This is a genomic window from Mycolicibacterium wolinskyi str. Jessa 2025 (assembly GCF_049241375.1).
Taxonomy (GTDB): Bacteria; Actinomycetota; Actinomycetes; order Mycobacteriales; family Mycobacteriaceae; genus Mycobacterium; species Mycobacterium wolinskyi.
In genome coordinates this window covers 5,481,121-5,502,659 of sequence record NZ_CP185960.1, presented here as the reverse complement: position 1 = coordinate 5,502,659, position 21,539 = coordinate 5,481,121, and the positions used below count along the sequence as shown (strand labels likewise).

Genomic DNA, 21,539 nt, shown 5'->3' with positions numbered 1-21,539 from the left:
TCAGTTCGCCGCCGCAGCACGGGCATGCCGCTCCTGCTCACGCTTCCCGTACGTGGCATTGCGGACCGTGTAATCGCTTTCGAAACTCGAGCCGAGCGCCCCGGCGAAAGTGCCGAGCGAACTGGCGAGCCACGCGAGTTCGGCGTAGTCGCGCCACGTGACCGGGTGTTCCAGCGTCGCCGCCAGGTAGCTTGGCGGGACTATCGTCAACGCGCCCAACAGCACCACACAGAACAACATGACATACATGGATGCGATGCCGACACCCAAGGTCAGTACGGTCGCGCCGTTGTACAGCACGGCGTTCTGGCGTTGATCGAGGTCACGCGGCCGCTCCCACAGGCCGTTGTAGAGCATGAGCCACAACATCATGGCCAGGATCGCTACGACGCTGACCGCGGCCAGCCGCGTCGTACTCATCGAATCGGCCATGTTCCAGATGCTGGAGTAGAACACCCCGAATGCCGCGGCCGCGACGCCCGCCGCGATCGCGCTGGACAGGCTGGGCAGGAGCCGCCACGGGCGGTTGACCCGGACCATTCCCAGCAGGAGGCGCAGCCTCCCGTGCACGCGCGTCAGCTCCAGGTAGGCGTTCTTCCCGCCATCGGTGACCTCTCGCTTCGTCGGCTCGAATAACGGCCCGACGTTGGCGTGGTTGCGGTCCTCGGCGCCCGCCGTGGTGAGCGCGCCGACGACGTGCACGATGGCGCCGGCGACATGGCGGCGTAGCCGGACCGGGCCAAGCGCGGGCAGCGATATCAACGCCGTGCCCTCGGCGATGTTCGCTTCGCAGACAATCAACGTCTCACCGAGGCGTCTCGTCAACTCCGTCACGCACACCACGAAATCCCATCCGTACCGGGACTTCAGCTCGTCGCTGTGCTTGCGTATCTCGATGTTGCCGTCGTCTTCGAGCGGCAACGCGTAACTGTGGACGGTTACTTTCCAGCTCACGTCGTCGCGCACGCTGCCCGCCAGCATGGTCGGAAGGGCCGCGGTCAGAGATTCGACCACTTTTGTGGACAAACCCGGATCGGTCACCAGGCCGACGTGTCGCTGCGGCCTCGTTGAACCAGGCATGGATTGCCACTACCCGCGGCTCATCGGGCCGAAACTGCCGCCGCGGGCTGATTGGGGGAGCGCTGAACGGGTAGCCGGGTCGGACGATGCAAGGGCGAGCATCAACAGCTGGAGGACAGATGAACTCGACACCCCCGGGCGACCGCGACGATGCCGGTCATGATCCCGACGCCGACCCCGAAATGCTCCAATCGAAGCGGACTCAACCCGATCAGGCCGAGGGCGCCGACGATCCGGAGGAGACCGGCTCGGGCGATGACCGCTAGCCGCCGAGATTGGCGATCGCGGACTCCAATTTGGCGGCTTCCTCGGCCATCTCGTGTTCGGAGAGCTGGGCGCCGTCGACCCGGCTGAGCAAGTCGGCGCGCGACACCACCTGCAACGCGCCGCGGTATCGGTCCGACTCCAACTGGTCGCCGGGCACCACTTCGGTGTGCCCCTGCACGAGCACCAGTACTGCATCGGATGCGTCTGACGCCAGTAGGCGGCGGACATCATCTGCCGAGATCGTCATATCGGCTCCCGTCATCGGTATCGGCGTTGTAGCTATGCCCGTTCTGCGGGCCGGCTATGCGGGTCGCCCGCCGAGCGGGCGAGTTTCGCCGGTGCGCCCCAGGGGTACCTCTCAGGCACACCTGCCCCGCAGTGGCGGCAGTAGCGCGCCGAGAGGAGTAGCGACGATGGGCGACGACGCTAAGGACCCCGTGGACCATGCCAGGACGACGCGTCCGCATGCCGGTGAGACGATGAAGGACACCGCGAACTTTCCGGCGCTGATCATGCTGTATTTGGGCGGTGCGTCCTTCGTCGCGTGCCTGGCCGCGTTCGCCACCAGCCACCATGGCGTCGGCATAGTGCTGGCGTGCATTGCCGCGGTGCTGTTCGTGGGATCGGGTCTGTGGTTCGGGGTCGAGCATTGGCGCGTGCGCCGCAAGGAACGTGCATGGAATGCCGCTCACCCGGAAGTGCACGAACAGCGGCCGTGACCGACCGCCGTAGTCCGGTTGTCGATCATCCGTCGCCGTCGTGCAGCAGCGGGGAGTGGCGGCGGTAGCCCGGCCGTAGGGTGACGTGGTCGGTGCATACGCGCCCGACATCCTCCCAGGCCGCCAAGAATGTCCCGCGGTGGCGCCAGCGCGCGATCGCCGCGATGAGTGCGGGCGAATCAAGGCTCGTGCGTTCGTATCCGAGGTAGGACGAGCGGGTGCGCGGGCTGATGACGAGACCGGTGACGCGCGGTGTGGGTGGATGGTCGGCACGGTCACCGGCAATGCCGAGCCGCACGTCGACCACGATGCCCACCGGGTGGTGGCCGGCGTCGATGACCTGTAGCCCGAGCAGACTACTCAGCTGCATGAGTGCCTCCGGGAATCCGGGCCACGATGTGATCTCGCAACCATCTCTCCATCCATTGCACATCGAATTTCATGTCGGTAGGCGCCAGTTGTACTGTCACGCCGATGGAAGCCACGAGTTTCCAAGGGATTTCCTGCAGCCGTGACCGGGGTGGGGTGCCGCCGAAGATGCGGGTCGCCACGACCTGGCCGGACAGCAGCCCGGTGACGCGCGGCGCCGGGCTGCCTGGCTCGATCTCTCGATCGACCTCGACTCCCTCGAGCTCGAGGTCGTCGACGATGCCGACCGGATCGCCGTTGTCGTCGACCAACTGACGGTCCAGCAGGTGCAGGCGTGCGTCCAGTGTCGTCATTGTCCGGCTCCGGTCACGATCATCAATGGGATGGCAGCCAACGATGCGGCCAGGATGATCACGAGATAGATCGAACCCAACACATTCGTCACCCTTCCGTTCGTCTTGTCGCCCATGTATTCCGGGTCGTTGGACACGATGAGAATCGGCAGATAGGTCAACGGCAGCGCGATGGCGGAGAACACCACGGAGTACTCGGTGACCATGACCGGGTCGACACCCGTGAACAGAACCGCGGCGCCGACGACGATGCTCACGAACATCACCACATGGAATCGCGCGGCCTCGGCGGGGCGGCGGAATTTGCCCCATGGCCAGCCGAGAAACTGCGCGAGGGTGTAGCCGCTGGACAGCGTGGTCTCCAGCGCCGCCCCGAAGGTGGCCGCCACGATGCCGACGATCGCGAACGCCAGTGCGAGCTTTCCACCGGCCACGGCCACCGGCATCACGACCTGGGACAGCGACGTCACCTCGATTCCGTTGGGCAGCAGCACCAACGTGGCGCACGCGGCGATCGCGATCGACAGGATGCCGCCCAGCGGGAAACCGATCATGACGTTGAGTCGCGAAACGCCGAGATCCTTTGTCTTCCAATGTTCCTCCACGGCCCCGGAGGAGAAGAAGAAGACTTCGTACGGAGTCATCGCAGCGCCGAACAGCGCGATGGCGTAGTACCAGTAGGTCGCCGACGACTCCGATTCCGGGATGGCCGGCTGCAGCGCCTGATGCGTCAGGTCCGACCAATTCGGTTGCAGGAGAAAGACGCAGACCGCGAACACGATCAGGCTCAATCCCATGATCCCGGCGACGTTTTCCATGATGCTGAACTTCACCCGCCAGATCACGACCCATACGGCGAAGGCGGCCACCGGAATCCACATCATCGGGCCCACGTCGGTCGCGAGTTCCAACGCGATCGCGACGCCGCCGATCTCGGCGGTCAGCGTCATGAGGTTGATGAGGAACGAGGCGCTGAGATTGGCCGCCGCGGTCCGCGGGCCCAGCCGTTCACGGATGATCTCGAAGGTGGCCCGGCCACTGACCGCCGCCACCCGGCCGGCCATCTGCGCGAACAGGCAGATCCCGATGACGCCGACCACCACGACCCAGGCCAGCGCGAGGCCGAACCTGGACCCGACGACCGCGTTGGTGACGAGGTCGCCGATGTCGAGGAATCCGCCGATGGCGGTAAGGATGCCCAGTGCTACCGCGAAGAATTTCTTCATCAGCGGTATCCGGTCTCCAGGGCGTCGGCCGCCGCCACCAGGTCGGCACGGAGCTTGCCGAGGTCGGGTGTCGCGGTGACCTCCCGCAGCGTCGCGGACGCGGCGTTGAGCTGCCCGACGATGGTGGTCATCGACTCGGTGAGCAGCGTCTGCCTGGCGATGTCGACGGGGTCCTCGGCCTTGAGTTCGGCGATGCCCTCATAGGCCTTCACGACATCGCTACGCGCGTCCGAGATCTGCACGCTCGCCAGTTGCGGTGTGGACCGGTCCCGCATCCGCAGATCGAGCGCCATGGCGGCGCTGCGGGCTGCCGACACCGTTTCTTCCATCGCCGATGCCAGCTGTCCGGGCATCCCGTCGCGATTGGCCGGACAGCGGGTGAGTAACAGCCCCAGCGCGGCAATCATCAGGGCGGTCAGCACAACCGCCCGGATCCGCCGGATTCTGTCGGCTTTCTGCGCCACGGCCGCCCCCTCAGCCGGGGAGCGTCTCGCCGCCGATTGGTGCGAGCACCTCGCCGCTGTAGTACGAGGACAGCTGCCCGGACGCGAAGAAAACGTATGACGGCGCGATCTCGTCCGGCTGGGCGGCGCGCCCGAAAGGCGCTTGCTCACCGAAGGATTCGACGCGCTCGGCATCCATGGTCGCCGGGATCAACGGCGTCCACACCGGGCCGGGTGCCACACAGTTCACCCGGATTCCGCGATCGGTCAGGGATTGCGCCAACGAGTAGGTGAGCGCGATCACCGCCCCTTTGGTGGCCGAGTAATCGATCAGGGTCTTGTTGCCCCGCAGCCCGTTGATGGACGCGGTGTTGATGATGGCCCCGCCCTCCGGCATATGTGCGAGCGCAGCCTTGGTCACGTGAAAGAAGCTGTCGATGTTGACGGCGAACGTGTGGCGCCATTGCTCGTCGCTGATCGCGGTGAGGTCTGACGTAGGTTCCTGGTAGGCAACATTGTTCACAAGAATGTCGATGCCGCCCAGCGCGCCCACGGTTTTCGTGACGATCGCCCGGCACTGGTCGACTTCGCTGAGGTCGCCGGGCAACCGAAGACACCGCCGGCCGGCATCTCCCACGAGCGACGCGGTATGGGTGGCGTCGTCGTGCTCCTCGAGATAGGCGATCGCGACGTCGGCACCTTCCTTCGCGAACGCGACGGCCACAGCCCGGCCGATTCCCGAGTCGCCGCCCGTGATCAGCGCTCGCTTGCCCTCCAACAGTCCGCGGCCCACGTAATCCCGCATCTCGTCGCGCGGTTGCTGGGCCATATCGGACGTATGTCCCGGATAGGAGATGACGGTGTCGTTGTCGGGCGTCTCTTTCCGGGTGTCTCCGGTGTTCTCGTCGCTCATTGCCGTTTGCCCCCTATTCCTCGCGGCCGAACTCGTCGAGCTCCGGATCGAGATCGACGGCTTCGCGCTGTTCCTGCCAGTCCGGTTCGGTGGCCTCCAGCGGCGGGGCGTCGGCGGATGGGGTGAAAGCCTCCTCATCCTCGACCGGCCCGGTCGTTTCGCGTTGTTGCTCGACAGCGTCGGCGACTGGCACCTCGTCGGGTAGATCCTCGCGGTCCATGGAGCGTCGGATACCCGGAGCGCTCATGATCAAACTCTTCGCGTGTTTAAGAGGCACTTCGCCGGGTACTTCCGCCCCATGGATGAAGACTTCACGCGAACGCTGCTCGCGTGGCATGTGCACGGCTCCTGGATGGAGTCGTTCACCGCTGGTCGACATCGCTACCTGGTTCCGCTCAACGCCGAGCGGGACGCTGACGGGCGCGGGTTGTGCGGACGGGATTGGCCACGCGCGCAAGAGATTTCGATTGGCGAGCTGCGTGACCAGGATGTCGACCTTGTCGTCCTGCAACGACCAGAAGAGCTGGAGCTGGCGGCAGAGTGGCTCGGGCGCCGGCCGGGTATCGATGTGCCCGCCGTCTACGTCGAGCACAATGCGCCCCGCCCGTTTGCGGTGGACAGCACCCATCCGCTCGCCGGACGCCGCGACATCCCGCTCGTCCATGTGACCGACTTCAACCGGCTGATGTGGGACAACGGTGTCGCGCCGACGACGGTGATCACCCACGGAATCGCCGATCCCGGCAATTTCTACACCGGCGACGTCGCGGCCGCCGCCACGATGATCAACGAACCGCTTCGGCGCTGGCGAACAGTCGGCGCCGATCTGCTGTCCGAATTGTGCGCGCACGTGCCGATCGATGTCTGGGGCATCGACACTTTGGAGCTCAATCGCCCGGGCGGTCGATCCGCGGTCCGCGGCAAAGGAGACGTGCCGCGGAACAGGCTGTGGCGTCAGATCGCCCGGCGTCGCGTGTACGTGCACACCGCCCGGTGGACTTCGCTGGGGCTGTCGCTGGTCGAGGCGATGTATCTGGGAATGCCCGTGGTGGCCGTCGCATCGACGGAGGCCCCGCAGGTTGTTCCGGCCGAAGCGGGGGTGGTGAGCAGCGACGTGGCGACCCTCGCCTATGCGTTGCAGGGCTTCGTCACCGACACGGCCGCGGCGACGGTGGCGGGCAAGGCCGCCCGTGAATTCGCCATGGCTCACTTTTCACTCGACCGGTTCCTCGGTGAATGGGACCGGGTCATCGAGGAGTGCTGCCGATGAGATTCGAAGGAGGAGGCGAATGAAGATCGCGATGGTATCCGAGCATGCGAGCCCGCTGGCGGCACTGGGAGGCGTCGACGCAGGTGGACAGAACGTCCACGTGGCGGCGCTGTCTGCGGCGCTGAGCCGGCAGGGCCACCAGGTCAGCGTGTACACCCGGCGCGACGATCCCGACCTCCCCGAACGGATCGACACGCCAGACGGATACCGCGTGATCCACGTGCCCGCCGGGCCGGCGGAACCGATCCCCAAAGACGAACTGCTGCAGTACATGGGGGATTTCGCGCAGTTCCTGGACCTGGACTGGTCGATGGACCGGCCGGATGTCGTGCACGCCCATTTCTGGATGTCTGGCGTGGCCAGTCAATTGGCCGCACGCCACCTCAATCTTCCCGCTGTGCAGACATTTCACGCGCTTGGCGTGGTCAAACGCCGTCACCAGGGAGCGCAGGACACCAGCCCGCCCGAGCGGTTGAAACTCGAGGCGATGGTGGCGCGCTGCGCGACGTGGGTTGCCGCCACCTGCACCGACGAGGTGTTCGAGTTGATGCGGTTGGGCCGGTCGCGGTCGCGAACGTCGGTCGTGCCGTGCGGGGTGGATCTGAAACTGTTCAAGCCGGACGGCCCGATGGCACCGCGTGGCTCGCACTACCGCATCGTGAGTGTCGGCAGGTTCGTCGCCCGCAAGGGTTTTGATCTCGCGGTCCGCGCGCTGCCCGGTATCCCGAACGCCGAGTTGGTCATCGTGGGCGGTCCGCCGCCGTCAGAGCTCGAAGAACGACCCTGAGGCCGTTCGACTTCGGCAACTCGCCCGCGAACTGGGCGTCTCGGATCGCGTGAAGCTGTGCGGATCGGTGGCGCGCGCCGACATGCCCGCGGTGCTGCGTTCGGCGGACGTCGTGGCATGCACGCCGTGGTACGAACCGTTCGGGATCGTGCCGCTGGAGGCCATGGCATGCGGTATTCCGGTGGTGGCGTCCGCGGTCGGCGGCATGCTCGACACGGTCGTGCACGACGTGACCGGGCGCCTGGTACCGCCGAAACGCCCGGACCTTCTCGCCGACGCCGTGGCCGGCCTGCTGCGCGACGAGTTCCTGCGCAAGAGCCTCGGCGCGGCCGGTCGTGATCGGGCCCGGTCACGCTATTCGTGGGACCGGATCGCCGCCGACACGCTGCGGGTGTATGACCGGGTCGGTCCCAGCGGATACATGCGTCAACCCACGACCAACGCATCGTCGGGATGACGGGGTCAGCGATGACGCCCGTTTCCACGCTCGAGAACCGCGAGCGCGTCCTCGACACCTGCGGGCAGCGTGCGCCGATGCGCCAGCACTGCGGGCAGCCGAACCATCGCCTCGGCCGCGGCGCGGGCATGCTCGCCGTCTCGGGCCGCGGCGCGCAGCAGCGAACCCGTCGCGTCGACGCACTGTCGCATCGGCCGGCGCAGCCACGTGGTGAGCACGGCATTGCGCAGGCTTCGAGCGTCCTGGGCCGCGGTGGCCGGTCGCTGGGAAGACGGCTGATGGATGGCTTTCAGCTCGGGGCAGTAGCACAGGTGCCAGCCCAACGCCGCGAGATCGAGCGCGAGCAGTTGCTCTTCGCCGCGGAAGTGCAGGATCTCGCTGAAACCGCCGGCCGCCTCGAACGCCGATTTGCGGACCATCGCCGAACAGGCGAGGAAACCGAGGATGGACGGTCCCGGCAGATCCGCGCGGTGACCGAGCGCGCTGTTGGCCAACTCTTCGACCATCGGATCGTCCCGGCGCTGCGGCCAGACCTCGGTACGGGCCGCGAGGACCGCGGTGGTGGGGTACCGGTCGAAGATCGCCGCACCACGGGCCGGAGCCTGCGGGTCCCACCACGAGTCGTCATCGCAGAACGCGATGTACGGCGTACGGCAGGCTGCGACACCGATGTTGCGGCCGACGGCACCGAGATTCGATTTCAGGCCGATCAGGACAACCCGGCCACCGGACCGCGACGCGATGCGTCTGACGGCCTCGACCGAGTCGTCTTCGGAGCCGTTGTCGACCACCGTGATGGGGCACTCGGTCTCGTCGAGCAGACGGTGTATCACCGACACCAGTTCGGCCGACCGATTGCGGCTCGCGATCACGAACGAGACCTTCTCGCTTACCGGGGCGCTCTCTTCGGTACAGGTGCCGGTTCGTTCAACAGAGTCCATGGAGTCCATAACCCGGCGAACTACCCGCGACGACGAACGGCAAACCCTCATGCATGAACTGAAGCGTGTCTTGGTAACCGGGGGCGGCGGCTTCCTCGGCGGTCATCTGTGCGAACGCATGCTCGATGAGGGCCTCGAAGTGATCTGCGTCGACGATCTGTCGACCAGTGCCCCCACCGCCGCCGGCCTGCTGCGCGACCGCGAGGGCTACCAGTTCGTCCAACACGACATCAGTGAGCCGCTGACCGAGATACCAGCCGTGGACACGATCTTCCACCTGGCATCGCCCGCGTCGCCGGTGGACTATCAACGCCTGCCGTTGCAGACCCTGCGCACCGGTGCGCTCGGTACGGCGAACGCACTCGAGGTCGCCGAACGCTGTGGCGCGCGGCTGGTGCTGGCGTCGACGAGTGAGGTCTATGGCGACCCGCTGGAACATCCACAGCGGGAAAGCTATTGGGGCAACGTCAATCCCGTCGGCCCGCGCAGTATGTACGACGAAGCCAAACGATTCGCCGAGGCGTTGACGTTCTCCTATCAGCGGGCGCGAAACGCCGACATCGGGGTCGCGCGGATATTCAACACATACGGCCCGCGCATGCGCGCCGACGACGGCCGCATCGTGCCGACGTTCTGCCGCCAGGCTCTGGCCGGAGAGCCCATCACCGTACACGGTTCGGGCAGGCAGACCCGGTCGCTGTGCTACGTCGACGACACCGTCGCGGGCTTGCTGGCGCTGGCCCGAAGCGACTGTGCCGGGCCCATCAACATCGGAAACCCGCACGAGCTCACGGTTCTGCAGATCGCCGAACTCATCCGTGAGCTGGCCGGCAGTCAGTCGCCGGTCGAGTTCGTCGCGCAGGGAGATGACGATCCACAGCGGCGCTGCCCTGATATCACCGCGGCGTCCGAACAGCTCGGTTGGCGACCGCGGGTCGATTGCCGTCGTGGTTTGGCGATGACCCTCGAATGGTTTGCCGAGCAAGGACTTTAGGAGGCTTTTGTGCGCATACTCGGAATCAACGCGGTGTTCCACGACCCGGCCGCGGCTCTGGTCGTCGACGGACGGATCGTGGCGGCGGCCGAGGAAGAGCGGTTCAGCCGCCGCAAGCACGGTAAGCAGGCAGTGCCGTTCTCGACGTGGGAGATCCCGGTGCAGTCGGCTCGCTGGTGCCTGGACCAGGCGGGCTTGTCGCCTGCCGATCTCGACGCGGTCGGGTACTCCTACGATCCCCGGCTGATGCAGGGCCAGGCCACCGATCTTGCCGGACTCGACCGGGATTGGGAGTACCTGCGGACCCTCTACGCCGAACGGGCACCCAAGTTCATCCAGTCCGCGCTGCCCGGGCTCGACCCGTCGATCGTCCAATATGTCCGTCACCACGTGGCGCACGCGGCGTCCAGCGCATTGGCCTCACCGCATCCGGACTGCGCGGTGCTGGTCGTCGACGGCCGCGGCGAACGTACCTCGATGCTGGCCGGCACCTACACCGAGCACAAGCTCGACGTGCTGGCCACCCAGCAGCTGCCGCATTCGCTCGGTCTGCTCTACGAGGAACTGACCGAACACCTCGGGTTCAAGCGGTCCAGCGACGAGTACAAGGTCATGGCGATGGCTTCCTACGGAAAGCCGCGATTCGCCGACGAATTCCGTGAGCTGGTGTACGCCACAGGGGACGGCGGGTTCCGCACCGAGCCGGTCGACTGGCAGAAGTTCGGAACCGGGTGGGACGACCGGGTGGACCTGGCCTGCAGCGTGCAACGGGTCCTCGAAGAGGTTCTGCTCGATCTGGTGCATTGGTTACGCGCCCGCACCGATCACGACAACCTGTGCCTGGCCGGCGGGGTGGCGCTCAATTGCGTTGCCAATTCGAAGATTCACAACAACGGCGGCTTCCGCAATGTGTGGGTGCAGCCGGCGGCAGGCGATTCCGGCACCGCGCTCGGCGCAGCGCTGTCGCTGGCGGCCGAAGCCGGTGAGAAGCTCGAGCCCATGCCGTCGGCGGCGCTGGGCCGCGGCTGGTCCGACGACGAGATCGGGGCGGCGCTCACCGAAGCCGCGGTGCCGCATGAACGACCCGCCGATCTGGCCGCTGTGGTGGGCGACGCGCTGGCCGACGACCAGGTGATCGGATGGTTCCAGGGGCGCTCGGAGTTCGGCCCCAGAGCACTGGGCAGGCGGTCACTGCTGGCCGATCCCCGGCGCGCCGAGAATCTGGAGCGGCTCAACACGGTGAAGGGGCGCGAACAGTTCCGTCCGGTCGCCCCGATGGTGCTCGCCGAACGCGCGGCTGAGATCTTCTCGGGCGGCCCATTGCCAAGTCCCTACATGCTTTTCGTCCACGACGTCGCCGAGGACTGGCACTCGAGGATTCCGGCGGTGACCCATGTCGACGGCACCGCCCGGATCCAGACCATCGAGCCGAGCGACGCTTTGATGCACGCCACGATCAGCCGGTTCGCTGACCGCACCGGCGTGCCGGTGGTCGTCAACACGAGTTTCAACACCGCTGGGCGTCCGATGGTCGACAGCCCCCGCGATGCGCTCGAATGCTTCGGCAGCGCGCCGATCGACATGCTGGCGATCGGCCCGTTCGTCGTGCGGAGGCCCCGGTGAGCGGTCCGGTGAACTTCGCGATCGTGGTGCCCACCATCGGCCGGAAAACGTTGCAGCGCTTGTTGGCAGCGCTGGAGAAGTCGGATGGCCCGACGCCCGAGGCGGTGATCGTCGTCGACGATCGCCCTCAACCGGACCCACCGCTGCTCATCACGGCGAACCTGCCCGTCACAGTGCTGCGCAGCGGGGGCCGCGGACCCGCGGCCGCGCGTAATGTGGGCTGGCGCAGCAGCACCGCCCGCTGGATCTGCTTCGTGGACGACGATGTGCGGCCTCATCCCGGCTGGCTCACGGCGCTCGCCGAGGACCTGAAGGCCGCTGAAGCCGCCGGTGCGGTGGGCTCGCAGGCCGTCATCGATGTGCCGGTGCGGCCCGGGCGCCGCAGCACCGACGACGAGCGCCGCACGCAGCGGTTGGCCACGGCCCAGTGGATCACCGCGGACATGGCCTACCGGCGGTCGGCCCTCGTCGAGGTCGGTGGGTTCGACGAGCGGTTCCCACGGGCCTACCGCGAAGACTCCGATCTCGCGTTGCGAATCACCATGGCGGGCAACAGGATAATCCAAGGCGCGAGGCGATCGAGGCACCCGGTCGCACGTGCGACGTGGCTGAGCAGTATCCGGGCGCAGCGCGGCAACCGCGACGACGCCCTGATGCACCGCAAGTACGGCCGCGGCTGGCGTCCGGCGATCGGCGAAGGACGTGGGCGGTTGCCCGTCCACCTGGCCACGACAGCCACCGCACTGATCGCAGTCGCGGGCCGGGGGCGTCGCGCAGCACGGTGGGCGGCACTCGGATGGCTCGCGCTGACCGTCGAATTCGCGGTGCGCCGATTCCTGGCCGGGCCGCGCACCGTCACCGAAGCGGCGCGCATGCTGATCACGAGCATCCTGATCCCGCCCGTCGCGGTGTACCACCGGCTGCGCGGTGAGTGGGATTTCCGTGGCGCGCATCGGGATCCACCACTGGCGGTGCTGCTGGACCGTGACGACACCATCATCGAGGACGGTCCGTACCTCAACGACCCCGACGGGGTCCGGCCTGTCGCGGGCGCCGTCGAGGCGCTGAACAAGTTACGTGAGCGCGGGTTGATGCTGGCCGTCGTGTCCAATCAGTCCGGTATCGCCAAGGGCCTGATCAGCACCAGTCAACTCGCTGATGTCAACGCCCGGGTCGACGCGCTGCTCGGCCCGTTCGACTCCTGGCAGATCTGCGTACACGATGCCGGCGACAACTGCTCGTGCCGTAAGCCGGCGCCCGGGATGGTCATGGCCGCCGCTGAGGCGCTCGGCGTCCAGCCGAGCCGGTGCGTGTTGATCGGTGATACCGGCGGTGATGTGCAGGCGGCGCTTTCGGCGGCCGCCGATGCGGTCCTGGTGCCGACGGATCGCACGTTGCCACAGGAGATCTCGGACGCCCGGGCCAGGGCGCGCGTGGCCTCGACTCTGGAGGACGCGGTTTCTCTCGTCCTGCGGGATGCCCGATGAGTGCGCTGGTGGCCAGGCTGGACAGCGCCGGTGACGTCCTGATCACCGGGCCGGCCGTCCGTGCCGTCGCCGCTGCCCACGGCCCGGTGACGTTTTTGGCCGGACCACGAGGCCGGGCCGCGGCCGAACTGCTGCCAGGCGTCGGTGACATCGTCGAATGGCAGGCGCCCTGGGTCGATTTCGATTCGCCGGAACTGACGGCGGGCCATGTGGAAGCACTGGTCAAACAGCTTCGGGACATCGCACCGGACCGGGTCTTCATCTTCACGTCGTTTCACCAGTCGCCGTTGCCGTTGGCGCTGCTGTGCCGGATGGCAGACGTCGGCTGGGTCGGCGCGATCAGTGAGGACTATCCGGGCACGCTGCTCAACCTCCGCCACCATGTCCAAGGGGGTGTCCCCGAGCCCGAGCGGGCGCTGTCGCTCGTCCGGGCCGCGGGTTTCGACCTGCCGGCAGACGACGACGGGTCGCTCATGGTGCGAACTCCACCGCCGTTGAGCGGTGAGCTGGCCCGAAAGGTCGGCAGCGAGCCGTTCGTGGCGTTCCACCCCGGTGCCGCGGTCCCGGCCCGACGCCCGACGGCGGCGCGCAGTGCGGGTATGGTGCGCGCGCTCACCCGGGCGGGTCACCGCGTCGTGGTGACGGGCGACGAGCACGAGCGTGAGCTGACGGCCCAGGTCGCCGCCGGTGTCGCGGTGGACCTGGGTGGGGACACCACGCTGACCACGCTGGCAAGCGTGTTCGCGCAAGCCGGCGTCGTGATCGCACCGAACACCGGCCCCGCACACCTGGCCGCCGCCGTCGGAGTGCCGGTGGTATCGCTGTTCGCACCGGTGGTACCGGCTGAGCAATGGAGCCCGTACGCACGCAACGTGATTCGGCTCGGCGACCAAGAGGCGCCGTGCCGGCTGACCCGGGCGAGGACCTGCCCGGTGCCCGGCCATCCGTGTTTGGACGGCATCACCGACGCCGAGCTACTGGCTGCGGTCGATCGACTGGGAGGTAGGAAATGATGATCGACACCCATATTTCGGCACTCGCTGCCGCAGTGGACCGCATCGATGGTGAGGCGGCCCGGCTGACCCGGTGGGGCCGACACCTCGCCGAGGTGCTGACCGCCGACGCGCGTCTGCTGGCGTGCGGCAACGGTGGCAGTGCGGCCGAGGCGCAGCACTTGACCGCCGAGCTGGTCGGCAGATTCCGCGACGAACGAATACCGTTGTCGGCCATCGCCTTACATGCCGACACCTCGGCGCTGACCGCGATCTGCAACGACTACGGTCCGGACGAGATGTTCGCGCGCGGCGTGCGGGCACATGGCAGACCGGGCGATGTGCTCGTCGCGCTGTCGACGAGCGGCACCAGCCCGAACGTGCTGGCGGCCGTCAAGGCCGGGCACGAGATGGGCCTGACGACGTGGGCGCTCACCGGGCCCGCGCCGAACCCGTTGGCGGCGATGTGCGACGACGCGATCTGCGTAGAGGCACCCAGCACGGCGACCGTTCAGGAGATCCATCTGCTCCTGGTGCACTCCCTGTGCATCGCACTCGACGATGCCCTGCCGAACAGTGGCGGTGTGTTGGGAGCCTGCGGTGGGTAGGCCGGTGGTGATCGTCGGCGACTGCATGCTCGACGTCGACATCGAAGGAAGCGCAACCCGGCTGAGCCCAGAGGCGCCGGTTCCGGTCGTCGACGCGGAGCGGGTATGGCAACGGCCCGGCGGAGCGGGCCTGGCGGCAGTGCTGGCAGCGCGGGGCGAGGACGACGTCGTACTCGTGACCGCCATCGCCGACGACGCGGACGGCCGCAGGCTGGCTGATCTCCTCGCGTCCGCGGGCGTCACCGTGGTGGCACTGCCCATGACCGGTACCACGGTGTGCAAGACCAGGATTCGTGCGGTCGGCCAGTCCATGCTGCGTCTCGACCACGGTGACGGCACAGTGACCGACGGGCAGCTGCCGGACCGGGCGGCCCAGGTGCTCGCCGATGCGCGTGCAGTCTGTGTGGCTGACTACGGCAGGGGAGTGGCCGCTCATCGCGGTCTGCGGCGGTTGCTCGAGCGCGCCGCCGAACGGGTGCCGCTGGTCTGGGATCCGCATCCGCGTGGCGCCGCCCCCGTCCCCGGCTGCCATCTGGTGACCCCGAATCAGGATGAGACGCAAGGTCGGTCAGCAGAATCGTTGCGCCGCGACTGGCAGGCGCGCGCGGTGTGCGTGACACTGAGCAGCCGAGGGGCGGTGCTGGCAACCGACGCCGATGGCAGCGTGCACGTGCCCGTCCCCGCCGCCGCGACCGCGGGCTCCGGACGATCGGACACGTGCGGTGCGGGCGACCGTTTCGCCGTCGCCGCGACCCTCGCGCTGGCCGATGGCCATGACGTCGAGGCCGCGGTCGCCGCGGCCGTCGAGGCGGCGAGCCGCTTCGTCGCGACCGGCGGCGCGGTCGGAGTGTCGAGCCCAACCGATTTCGGTGCGCACTCGGGCGCCATGACCGAACCCGCTGCCATCGTGGGTGACGTCGTCGAGGTGCGCGACCGGTTACGCCGGCGGTCCGGCAGGCTAGTGGCCACCGGAGGGTGTTTCGACCTCCTGCACACGGGCCACGTCCGGCTGCTGCACCAGGCCCGTCAGCTCGGCGACGCGTTGGTGGTGCTGCTGAATTCCGATTCCTCGGTACGGGCTTTGAAGGGCCCGACCCGGCCGGTGATGGCAGCAGCGGACCGGGCCAGGGTGCTGTGCGCGCTGGCCTGTGTGGACGCGGTCGTCATATTCGACGAGTCCTCACCCGAGCATCAACTCGAGCGGTTGCGCCCGGATGTGTGGGTCAAGGGCGGCGACTACACCGAGGCCGACCTTCCCGAAGCGCAAGTGGTGCGCAGGCACGGCGGTGAAGTCGTTTTACTGCCGACCGTTGCGGGCTATTCATCGACCAATCTGATCGCCGCGATGCGGTCATGATCGAGAGGGGCAATTCGTGAACCTTGGCAACATCATCCTCACCGGTGGTGCGTCGGGCCTCGGCGCGGCAACCGTGAAAGCCATTGCGCGCCACGGTGGTACGCCGATGGTCATCGACCGCAAGCCGCCGGCGGCCGGAGTCGCGTACGAGTGCGCAGACCTCGCCGACACCGAAGCCGTCGACGCGGCGGTACGCCGGCTGGCCGAGCAGGCCGGCGGCGTCGTCAACGGGGTGTTCACGGCGGGCGGCACCGACGCGTGCGGCAAGCTCGGCGATGTCGCCGTGAAAGACTGGGAGCGGGTCGTCCACGTGAACCTGCTCGGGACCGTCGCCGTCATCCGCTCCGCGCTGCCCTACCTCAAAGCCAGCAGTGGGCGCATCGTCACGTGCGCCTCGACGCTGGGCATCAAGGCCGTCAGCGACGCGACCGCGTACTGCGCCTCGAAGTTCGGTGTCGTGGGTTTCAGCCGGGCGCTTGCCGCCGAGCTCGCCGGAGAGGTCGGGGTGACCATGTTGATTCCCGGCGGGATGCACACGGCGTTCTTCGACGGCCGTGACGAACAGTACAAGCCGCCGCCGGATGCCAAGCTCAACGATCCCGAGAACGTCGCCGAGACCGTGGTTTTCGCGTTGACCCAACCGCCCGGCTGTGAGGTCCGCGAACTCGTGGTCTGTGCGTCTACGGAGTCGTCGTGGCCATGAGGCCCGCCACGGTGACGGCTCGTCCCGACGGGCAGAACATCCTGGTACTGCGCGCGTTGGGTCTCGGCGACCTGCTGACCGGCATCCCGGCGCTGCGCGGTTTACGTCGCGCGTATCCGGCGGCTCACATCGTCCTCGCGGCCCCGCAGCGGTTCGGTGAGCTCGCCATGCTGTCCGGTGCGGTGTCGGAAGTGGTGGACACGCCGGCCCTCGGCCGGCTGCCGGAGCTGCCGGGTTGGCGGCAACCGCCCGACATCGCGGTGAATCTGCACGGCCGGGGTCCCGAGAGCATCGCCGACCTCATTGCGCTGCAGCCGAAGTCGGTGCTGAGCCATCGGCACGCGGACTATCCCGAGCTGGCCGGTCCGCCCTGGCGCACCGACCTGCACGAGGTCGACCGCTGGTGCCACATGCTGGAATGGCACGGAATCGCCTGCGATCCGGCCGATCTGACAGTCGAGCGGCCGCACGGTTATCCGGAGCGGCCAGGGGTGGTGGTGATCCACCCCGGTGCTGCCTTCGCCGCGCGCCGCTGGCCGGCCGATCGATACGCCGCGGTTGCCGCCGCGCTGCACGCCGCCGGGCACGAGGTCGTGGTGACCGGGGACGCCCGCGAGATCGACCTCGCCCGGTCCGTCGCCGAACAAGCCGGGTTGCCCGAAACGGCGGTCTTGGCAGGAACACTCGACGTTCTCGGGCTGGTGGCACTGATCAGCGATTGCCGGTTGTTGGTGTGCGGCGATACGGGCGTGGGCCACGTCGCAACCGCCACGTCGACACCGTCGGTGTTGCTGTTCGGACCGACCCCGCCCAGCCGGTGGGGTCCGCGCGGGGACGGCCCGCACGTGGCCCTGTGGGCCGGTGACAAAGGCGATCCGCACGGCGGTGAGCCGCACCGCGGGCTGTTGCTGATCACCGTTCCCCGGGTGCTCGAAGCCGTCGAGGGGGTGCTGGGAGTGCGAACATGAAAGTTGGAGTCGTTGGTGCCGGCTATGTCGGCCTGACCACCGCGGTATGCCTTGCCGAACGCGAGCATGACACGGTCTGTGTCGACATCGACGTGGACCGGTTGCAGCGTTTGACATCCGGCGAGGTGCCGGTCGACGAGCCGGGTCTGCCCGAACTGCTGGCGGCGGGCCTACGAGCGGGGACACTGCGATTCAGCGGCGAGTACGGCGAATTGGCCGACCGCGACGTGGTCTTCGTATGCGTGCCGACGCCCAGCGGGCCGGACGGGTCCGCCGATCTCACCGCGATCGACCGCGTCGTCGAACAACTCGCCGCGACCTTGCGGCCGCAGGCGATCGTCGTGCTGAAGTCGACCGTGCCGGTGGGGACCACCCGCCAGGTCGCAGACCGGCTGCGCGGCACCGGTATCCGCGCGGTGTCCAACCCCGAGTTTCTGCGGGAGAGCCACGCCGTATACGACTTCCGGCACCCCGACCGCATTCTGATCGGGTCGGTCGATGAATCCGCCGCCGACACCGTCCAGAGTTTGTACGGCGCCGGTGAAGGCGAGACGCTGCGGATGAGTCCGGAAAGCGCCGAACTGTCCAAGTACGCCAGCAACGCATTCCTCGCGGTTAAGATCTCCTACACGAACTCGTTGGCGCAGTTGTGTTCCCGTGTCGGTGCCGACATCGGCGACGTCACGCGGTGCATGGGAGCCGATTTCCGCATCGGCAGGCACTTCCTGCAACCGGGGCCGGGCTGGGGAGGATCCTGCCTGCCCAAAGACACCGCTGCGTTGTTGCACACCGGGCGGGAGCACGGCGTCGCATTGCCCGAGGTGGAATCGGCCCGCACGACGAATCAGGCGCAGACCGACCGGATCGCCGCGGCGTTGAGCCGGTCCATGTCGGCACCGCTTGCCGCCTCGCGGATTGCCGCGCTGGGGTTGACGTTCAAGGCCGGTACGTGCGATATCCGGGATTCGCCTGCGCTCGCGATCAGTGGTGAACTGACCAAGCGGGGAGCCCAGATCGTCGGCTATGACCCGCGCGTCGCGATGATCGACCACGCTGCTCTGCGTCGCCACGCCGTTGCGGCAGTGGATGATCCGTACGTCGCCACGAAGGAGGCCGATGCCATCGTGGTGTTCACCGAATGGCCGGAGTTCCGTGACCTCGACTGGCCGCAGATTGCCGAGCAGGCGCCCGGCGCTGTCGTGGTGGACACGCGTAACCTCCTGGAGCCCGAGATGATCCGGGACGCCGGGCTTTCGTACCTGGGCAATGGCACGGTCTCAGGATTTTGAGGCGGCGTCGTCGCCCTCGTGGTGATGCGCGTCGTGTAGCTGCTCCTGCTCACGCACCTCGTGCTTTTCGAGGTCCATGAAATCGTCCCTGGCATCGGTCGTGGCCTGGATCAGTTCGTCGAGTTTGATCAGGATGGCCTTGGTCTCGCGGTTCGTGGTGTGTTGGAGCACGAACAGCATCGGCAGCGTGACCACAGCGGCGGTCGAGTGGATCAGCGTCTGCCACCAGTGATCGAACCCGACGACGGCACCGGCCGCGACGTAGCAGGCCATGATGGCCAGGACAGCGATCGCGGTCCACCGCGCACCGGTGAACCTGCTGATGGCATCGAGAAGAGCGCTCAGCGCGCGGTGTCGGCCATCTGCGCCTGGAGCCGCAGGCTGGTCGGGTGTCATCACGGTCGCCCTCGAGATCTGGGCCTGTCGGCCCGCAAAGGTGATACCGCATCGGAGGCGTGGTCAAACATCGGGTTTGAGCAGTACGACCGCGGGTACCCAACCGCGGTCGCGCAATTGAGTGGCGAACTGAAGGCCTGCGACGCGAGCCGCAATTCCTCAGCGGGCCATCTCGGACGCGCCGAAGCCACGGGGCCGCCGGCATGGCGGCGCCCTCACCCGGTGGTGAGGGCAGGCGCTAGGAGATGGGAATGCACATGCGGCTCGGAGTTCTGGATGTCGGCTCGAACGCCGCCCAGTTACAAGTGGTCGACGCATTCGCCGGTGCGCCGCCGCTGCCCATTCGGGCGGTGAAGATACCGACCCGGCTCGGCGAGGAGGCCAGCAGCGACGGTGCGATCGGTCAGAGTGGTATGGACCGGATAGTCGCAGCCGTCCGGGTGGCTATCGAGTCAGCACATGCCCTGCATGTCGATCAGCTGTATCCATTCGTCACGGCGGCCATCCGCGACTCGAGCAATCGCGACGAGGTGCTGCAGTTGGTCGCCGACGAAACGGGCACACGTCTGCGTTACCTGAGCGGTGAGCAGGAAGCCAGGCTGACCTATTTCGCGGTGCGCAGTTGGTATGGCTGGCAAGCCGGACGGCTGCTCAACATCGACATCGGCGGCGGCTCGATGGAACTCGCGTTCGGGCGCGACGCGATACCCGATCTCGCGGTATCCCTGCCGCTCGGGGCGGGCCGCGTCAGCACCATGTTCCTGCGGCCCGACCCACCGTCGAAGGCTCAGGTCAAAGACCTGCGCCGGCATGTGCGTCAGCAGGTGCGCGAGGTCGCCAACCGGGTGCAGTGGGAGGGAACGCCACGGCGCGTGGTCGCGACGTCGAAAACGTTCAAGCAGCTGGCCCGGTTCGGTGGCGCGGCGTGCGGGCGCAAGGGACCGTTCGTGCGTCGTACCGTATCGAGAACACAAGTCGCACAGTCGATTCAGAACCTGATGGGCGTCAGCGTGCAGGAGCGGGCCCAGTTCCGCGGCATCAAGCCGGCCCGGGCATGGCAGATACTCGGTGGCGCGGTCGTGGCATACGAGACGATGCGCTGTCTGGGTATCGACCAAGCCGAGGTCAGCCCATGGGCGCTGCGTGAAGGCATCATGCTGGAATACCTGTCCTCACTGCGTATCCCGGAAGGTGAACTGTCCTTGCAGCCGTTGGCATTCGACCGGTCGAGCGAGGATCCTGCGCAGGCGAATGTGACCACGCTCCCGCGTAAGGTCTAGCTCGCGGCGACCTTGCGGATCATCCGTGCGGTGCTGCGTTCCACGACGGCCTGACGTTCGTCGGCGTCCTTGATCCGCTCGGCGCGGCGTAGGCCCGCGGCGATCGTGATGCCGTCCCGATAGCCCTCGACCACACGCGGATCGACGTACGCGCTGCGCGCGACGGCCGGCGTGTTGCCCAAGGCTTCGGCGACTTCGCGCATCACCGCGGACTCGACGCGTTTGATCACCTTGTCATCGACGGGCGGATCGGCCTCGGCGAATGACTCTGCCGCCAGCACCGTCCCGTGCCAGGTCCGCAGATCTTTGACCGTGTATTCCTCGCCGACCATCTCCTTGAACCTGATATTGAGGTCCTCGGCGTGAATATCGGCCCAGTCGGCGGAGTTTCGGCACACCAGAAAGCGGTCCCCGGGCTTTCTGCCGCGTTGCAGTGCGCGGGCCGCCCGCACCACCTCGCTGTCGGAGACGATCAGTGTGCGCCGCACGCCGCTCTTGGCCGGATAGTCGAACTCGACCGAATCGGTGTGCACCGTGACGTGTTCGCACTGCAGGGTGGCGATCCCGAAGGAATTGTTCTCCTCCGCGTACTGATCGCCGCCCGCCCGGAAATAGCCGAGATCGAGCAGTCGCAGGCCGAGCGCGAGGACACGATCCCGCGCGAGGCCTCGGGTCGTGAGGTCTTTCGCGATGTGCTTGCGCCAGTCCGGCAGGGCGTCCGACAACTCGAGGACGCGGTCGAACTTCTCCTCACCGCGTTCGGCCTGCCACTGTTGGTGGTAGAGATACTGGCGCCGCCCGGCGGCGTCCGTGCCGACGGCTTGGATATGTCCGTTGGCGTACGGACAAATCCACACTTTCTTCCACGCGGGCGGTATCACGAGGGCCTCGATGCGCTGCAACGTCGCCTTGTCGGTTACCGTTCGGCCGTCGTCGTCCTGGTAGCTGAAACCGCGACCGCGCCGCACCCGGTGCAGGCCGGGCCCGCGCACTACGCTACGGCGAAGGCGCATGTTG

At 67.5% G+C, this 21,539-nt stretch carries 24 protein-coding genes and 1 pseudogene; 14 read left to right on the top strand and 11 right to left on the bottom strand.

Annotated features, from left to right (window positions below):
• Positions 1-1,080: a hypothetical protein gene (locus ACOI2T_RS27225; protein WP_409504528.1), complete on the bottom strand. Its 1,080-nt coding sequence runs from the start codon at positions 1,078-1,080 to the stop codon at positions 1-3.
• 119 nt (positions 1,081-1,199) lie between these two features.
• Here ACOI2T_RS27225 and ACOI2T_RS27220 point away from each other — a divergent pair, with 119 nt between their 5' ends.
• Positions 1,200-1,346: a hypothetical protein gene (locus ACOI2T_RS27220; RefSeq protein WP_409504527.1), complete on the top strand. Its 147-nt coding sequence runs from the start codon at positions 1,200-1,202 to the stop codon at positions 1,344-1,346.
• Here ACOI2T_RS27220 and ACOI2T_RS27215 read toward each other — a convergent pair.
• Entirely contained in the window at positions 1,343-1,594 is a 252-nt protein-coding gene (locus ACOI2T_RS27215; RefSeq protein WP_409504526.1) for a hypothetical protein, read from the bottom strand. The genes ACOI2T_RS27220 and ACOI2T_RS27215 overlap by 4 nt on opposite strands.
• Positions 1,595-1,760: 166 nt before the next feature.
• On the opposite strand from ACOI2T_RS27215, the gene usfY reads away from it, so the two are divergent.
• Positions 1,761-2,066, top strand: a complete 306-nt coding sequence (gene usfY / locus ACOI2T_RS27210) for a protein UsfY (protein ID WP_409504525.1) — start codon at positions 1,761-1,763, stop codon at positions 2,064-2,066.
• A gap of 25 nt (positions 2,067-2,091) precedes the next feature.
• Here the strand turns inward: usfY and ACOI2T_RS27205 are convergent, their stop codons facing one another.
• Genes ACOI2T_RS27205 through ACOI2T_RS27180 form a run of 6 tightly spaced genes read right to left on the bottom strand, consistent with a single transcriptional unit; the run spans position 2,092 to position 5,617 of the window.
• A complete protein-coding gene (locus ACOI2T_RS27205) occupies positions 2,092-2,436 on the bottom strand; it encodes a hypothetical protein (RefSeq protein ID WP_409504524.1) in 345 nt (114 codons plus the stop codon).
• A complete protein-coding gene (locus ACOI2T_RS27200) occupies positions 2,423-2,788 on the bottom strand; it encodes a hypothetical protein (protein WP_067843315.1) in 366 nt (121 codons plus the stop codon). The genes ACOI2T_RS27205 and ACOI2T_RS27200 overlap by 14 nt, the downstream gene beginning before the upstream one ends.
• Positions 2,785-4,014 (bottom strand): NRAMP family divalent metal transporter, encoded by a 1,230-nt coding sequence (locus ACOI2T_RS27195; RefSeq protein ID WP_409504523.1) that lies wholly within the window; start codon positions 4,012-4,014, stop codon positions 2,785-2,787. Before ACOI2T_RS27195 ends, ACOI2T_RS27200 begins: the two co-directional genes overlap by 4 nt.
• Positions 4,014-4,478 (bottom strand): hypothetical protein, encoded by a 465-nt coding sequence (locus ACOI2T_RS27190; RefSeq protein ID WP_409504522.1) that lies wholly within the window; start codon positions 4,476-4,478, stop codon positions 4,014-4,016. The genes ACOI2T_RS27195 and ACOI2T_RS27190 overlap by 1 nt, the downstream gene beginning before the upstream one ends.
• A 10-nt stretch (positions 4,479-4,488) precedes the next feature.
• Positions 4,489-5,370, bottom strand: a complete 882-nt coding sequence (locus ACOI2T_RS27185) for an SDR family oxidoreductase (RefSeq protein ID WP_409504521.1) — start codon at positions 5,368-5,370, stop codon at positions 4,489-4,491.
• Between the two features lie 13 nt (positions 5,371-5,383).
• Positions 5,384-5,617, bottom strand: coding sequence for a hypothetical protein (locus tag ACOI2T_RS27180; RefSeq protein ID WP_234790695.1), 234 nt, complete (start codon positions 5,615-5,617; stop codon positions 5,384-5,386).
• Positions 5,618-5,668: 51 nt separating this feature from the next.
• Between ACOI2T_RS27180 and ACOI2T_RS27175 the strand changes: the two genes are divergently transcribed.
• Together ACOI2T_RS27175 and ACOI2T_RS27170 are read left to right on the top strand one after the other, a co-directional pair.
• Positions 5,669-6,640: a glycosyltransferase gene (locus ACOI2T_RS27175; RefSeq protein WP_067843331.1), complete on the top strand. Its 972-nt coding sequence runs from the start codon at positions 5,669-5,671 to the stop codon at positions 6,638-6,640.
• A gap of 19 nt (positions 6,641-6,659) precedes the next feature.
• Positions 6,660-7,884, top strand: a pseudogene (locus tag ACOI2T_RS27170) (glycosyltransferase).
• A gap of 5 nt (positions 7,885-7,889) precedes the next feature.
• Here the strand turns inward: ACOI2T_RS27170 and ACOI2T_RS27165 are convergent.
• A complete protein-coding gene (locus tag ACOI2T_RS27165; RefSeq protein ID WP_409504519.1) occupies positions 7,890-8,825 on the bottom strand; it encodes a glycosyltransferase family 2 protein in 936 nt (311 codons plus the stop codon).
• A 49-nt stretch (positions 8,826-8,874) separates the two neighbouring features.
• Between ACOI2T_RS27165 and ACOI2T_RS27160 the strand changes: the two genes are divergently transcribed.
• Genes ACOI2T_RS27160 through ACOI2T_RS27120 form a run of 9 tightly spaced genes read left to right on the top strand, consistent with a single transcriptional unit; the run spans position 8,875 to position 18,846 of the window.
• Positions 8,875-9,819: an NAD-dependent epimerase/dehydratase family protein gene (locus ACOI2T_RS27160; RefSeq protein WP_409504518.1), complete on the top strand. Its 945-nt coding sequence runs from the start codon at positions 8,875-8,877 to the stop codon at positions 9,817-9,819.
• A 9-nt stretch (positions 9,820-9,828) separates the two neighbouring features.
• Positions 9,829-11,442: a carbamoyltransferase family protein gene (locus ACOI2T_RS27155; protein WP_409504517.1), complete on the top strand. Its 1,614-nt coding sequence runs from the start codon at positions 9,829-9,831 to the stop codon at positions 11,440-11,442.
• The gene (locus ACOI2T_RS27150; RefSeq protein ID WP_409504516.1) at positions 11,439-12,929 is read left to right on the top strand and encodes an HAD-IIIA family hydrolase; all 1,491 of its coding nucleotides are present in this window, start codon (positions 11,439-11,441) and stop codon (positions 12,927-12,929) included. The genes ACOI2T_RS27155 and ACOI2T_RS27150 overlap by 4 nt, the downstream gene beginning before the upstream one ends.
• Positions 12,926-13,942 carry a glycosyltransferase family 9 protein gene (locus ACOI2T_RS27145; protein WP_409504515.1) on the top strand — a complete coding sequence of 339 codons (1,017 nt, stop codon included), beginning with the start codon at positions 12,926-12,928 and terminating at the stop codon, positions 13,940-13,942. Before ACOI2T_RS27150 ends, ACOI2T_RS27145 begins: the two co-directional genes overlap by 4 nt.
• The gene (locus ACOI2T_RS27140) at positions 13,942-14,529 is read left to right on the top strand and encodes a D-sedoheptulose-7-phosphate isomerase (RefSeq protein WP_409504672.1); all 588 of its coding nucleotides are present in this window, start codon (positions 13,942-13,944) and stop codon (positions 14,527-14,529) included. Before ACOI2T_RS27145 ends, ACOI2T_RS27140 begins: the two co-directional genes overlap by 1 nt.
• Positions 14,522-15,886: a PfkB family carbohydrate kinase gene (locus ACOI2T_RS27135; RefSeq protein ID WP_409504514.1), complete on the top strand. Its 1,365-nt coding sequence runs from the start codon at positions 14,522-14,524 to the stop codon at positions 15,884-15,886. Before ACOI2T_RS27140 ends, ACOI2T_RS27135 begins: the two co-directional genes overlap by 8 nt.
• Positions 15,887-15,902: 16 nt before the next feature.
• Positions 15,903-16,589 (top strand): SDR family oxidoreductase, encoded by a 687-nt coding sequence (locus tag ACOI2T_RS27130; protein WP_409504513.1) that lies wholly within the window; start codon positions 15,903-15,905, stop codon positions 16,587-16,589.
• A complete protein-coding gene (locus ACOI2T_RS27125) occupies positions 16,586-17,557 on the top strand; it encodes a glycosyltransferase family 9 protein (protein ID WP_409504671.1) in 972 nt (323 codons plus the stop codon). The genes ACOI2T_RS27130 and ACOI2T_RS27125 overlap by 4 nt, the downstream gene beginning before the upstream one ends.
• The gene (locus ACOI2T_RS27120; RefSeq protein ID WP_067843358.1) at positions 17,554-18,846 is read left to right on the top strand and encodes a UDP-glucose dehydrogenase family protein; all 1,293 of its coding nucleotides are present in this window, start codon (positions 17,554-17,556) and stop codon (positions 18,844-18,846) included. The genes ACOI2T_RS27125 and ACOI2T_RS27120 overlap by 4 nt, the downstream gene beginning before the upstream one ends.
• Here the strand turns inward: ACOI2T_RS27120 and ACOI2T_RS27115 are convergent.
• Positions 18,835-19,242: a low affinity iron permease family protein gene (locus ACOI2T_RS27115; RefSeq protein WP_409504512.1), complete on the bottom strand. Its 408-nt coding sequence runs from the start codon at positions 19,240-19,242 to the stop codon at positions 18,835-18,837. The genes ACOI2T_RS27120 and ACOI2T_RS27115 overlap by 12 nt on opposite strands.
• A gap of 251 nt (positions 19,243-19,493) precedes the next feature.
• Here ACOI2T_RS27115 and ACOI2T_RS27110 point away from each other — a divergent pair, with 251 nt between their 5' ends.
• Positions 19,494-20,522 carry a Ppx/GppA family phosphatase gene (locus ACOI2T_RS27110; protein WP_409504511.1) on the top strand — a complete coding sequence of 343 codons (1,029 nt, stop codon included), beginning with the start codon at positions 19,494-19,496 and terminating at the stop codon, positions 20,520-20,522.
• Here ACOI2T_RS27110 and ACOI2T_RS27105 read toward each other — a convergent pair.
• Entirely contained in the window at positions 20,519-21,535 is a 1,017-nt protein-coding gene (locus tag ACOI2T_RS27105) for a DNA topoisomerase IB (protein WP_085147024.1), read from the bottom strand. The two genes, ACOI2T_RS27110 and ACOI2T_RS27105, sit on opposite strands and share 4 nt — an antisense overlap.
• Positions 21,536-21,539: the final 4 nt, after the last annotated feature.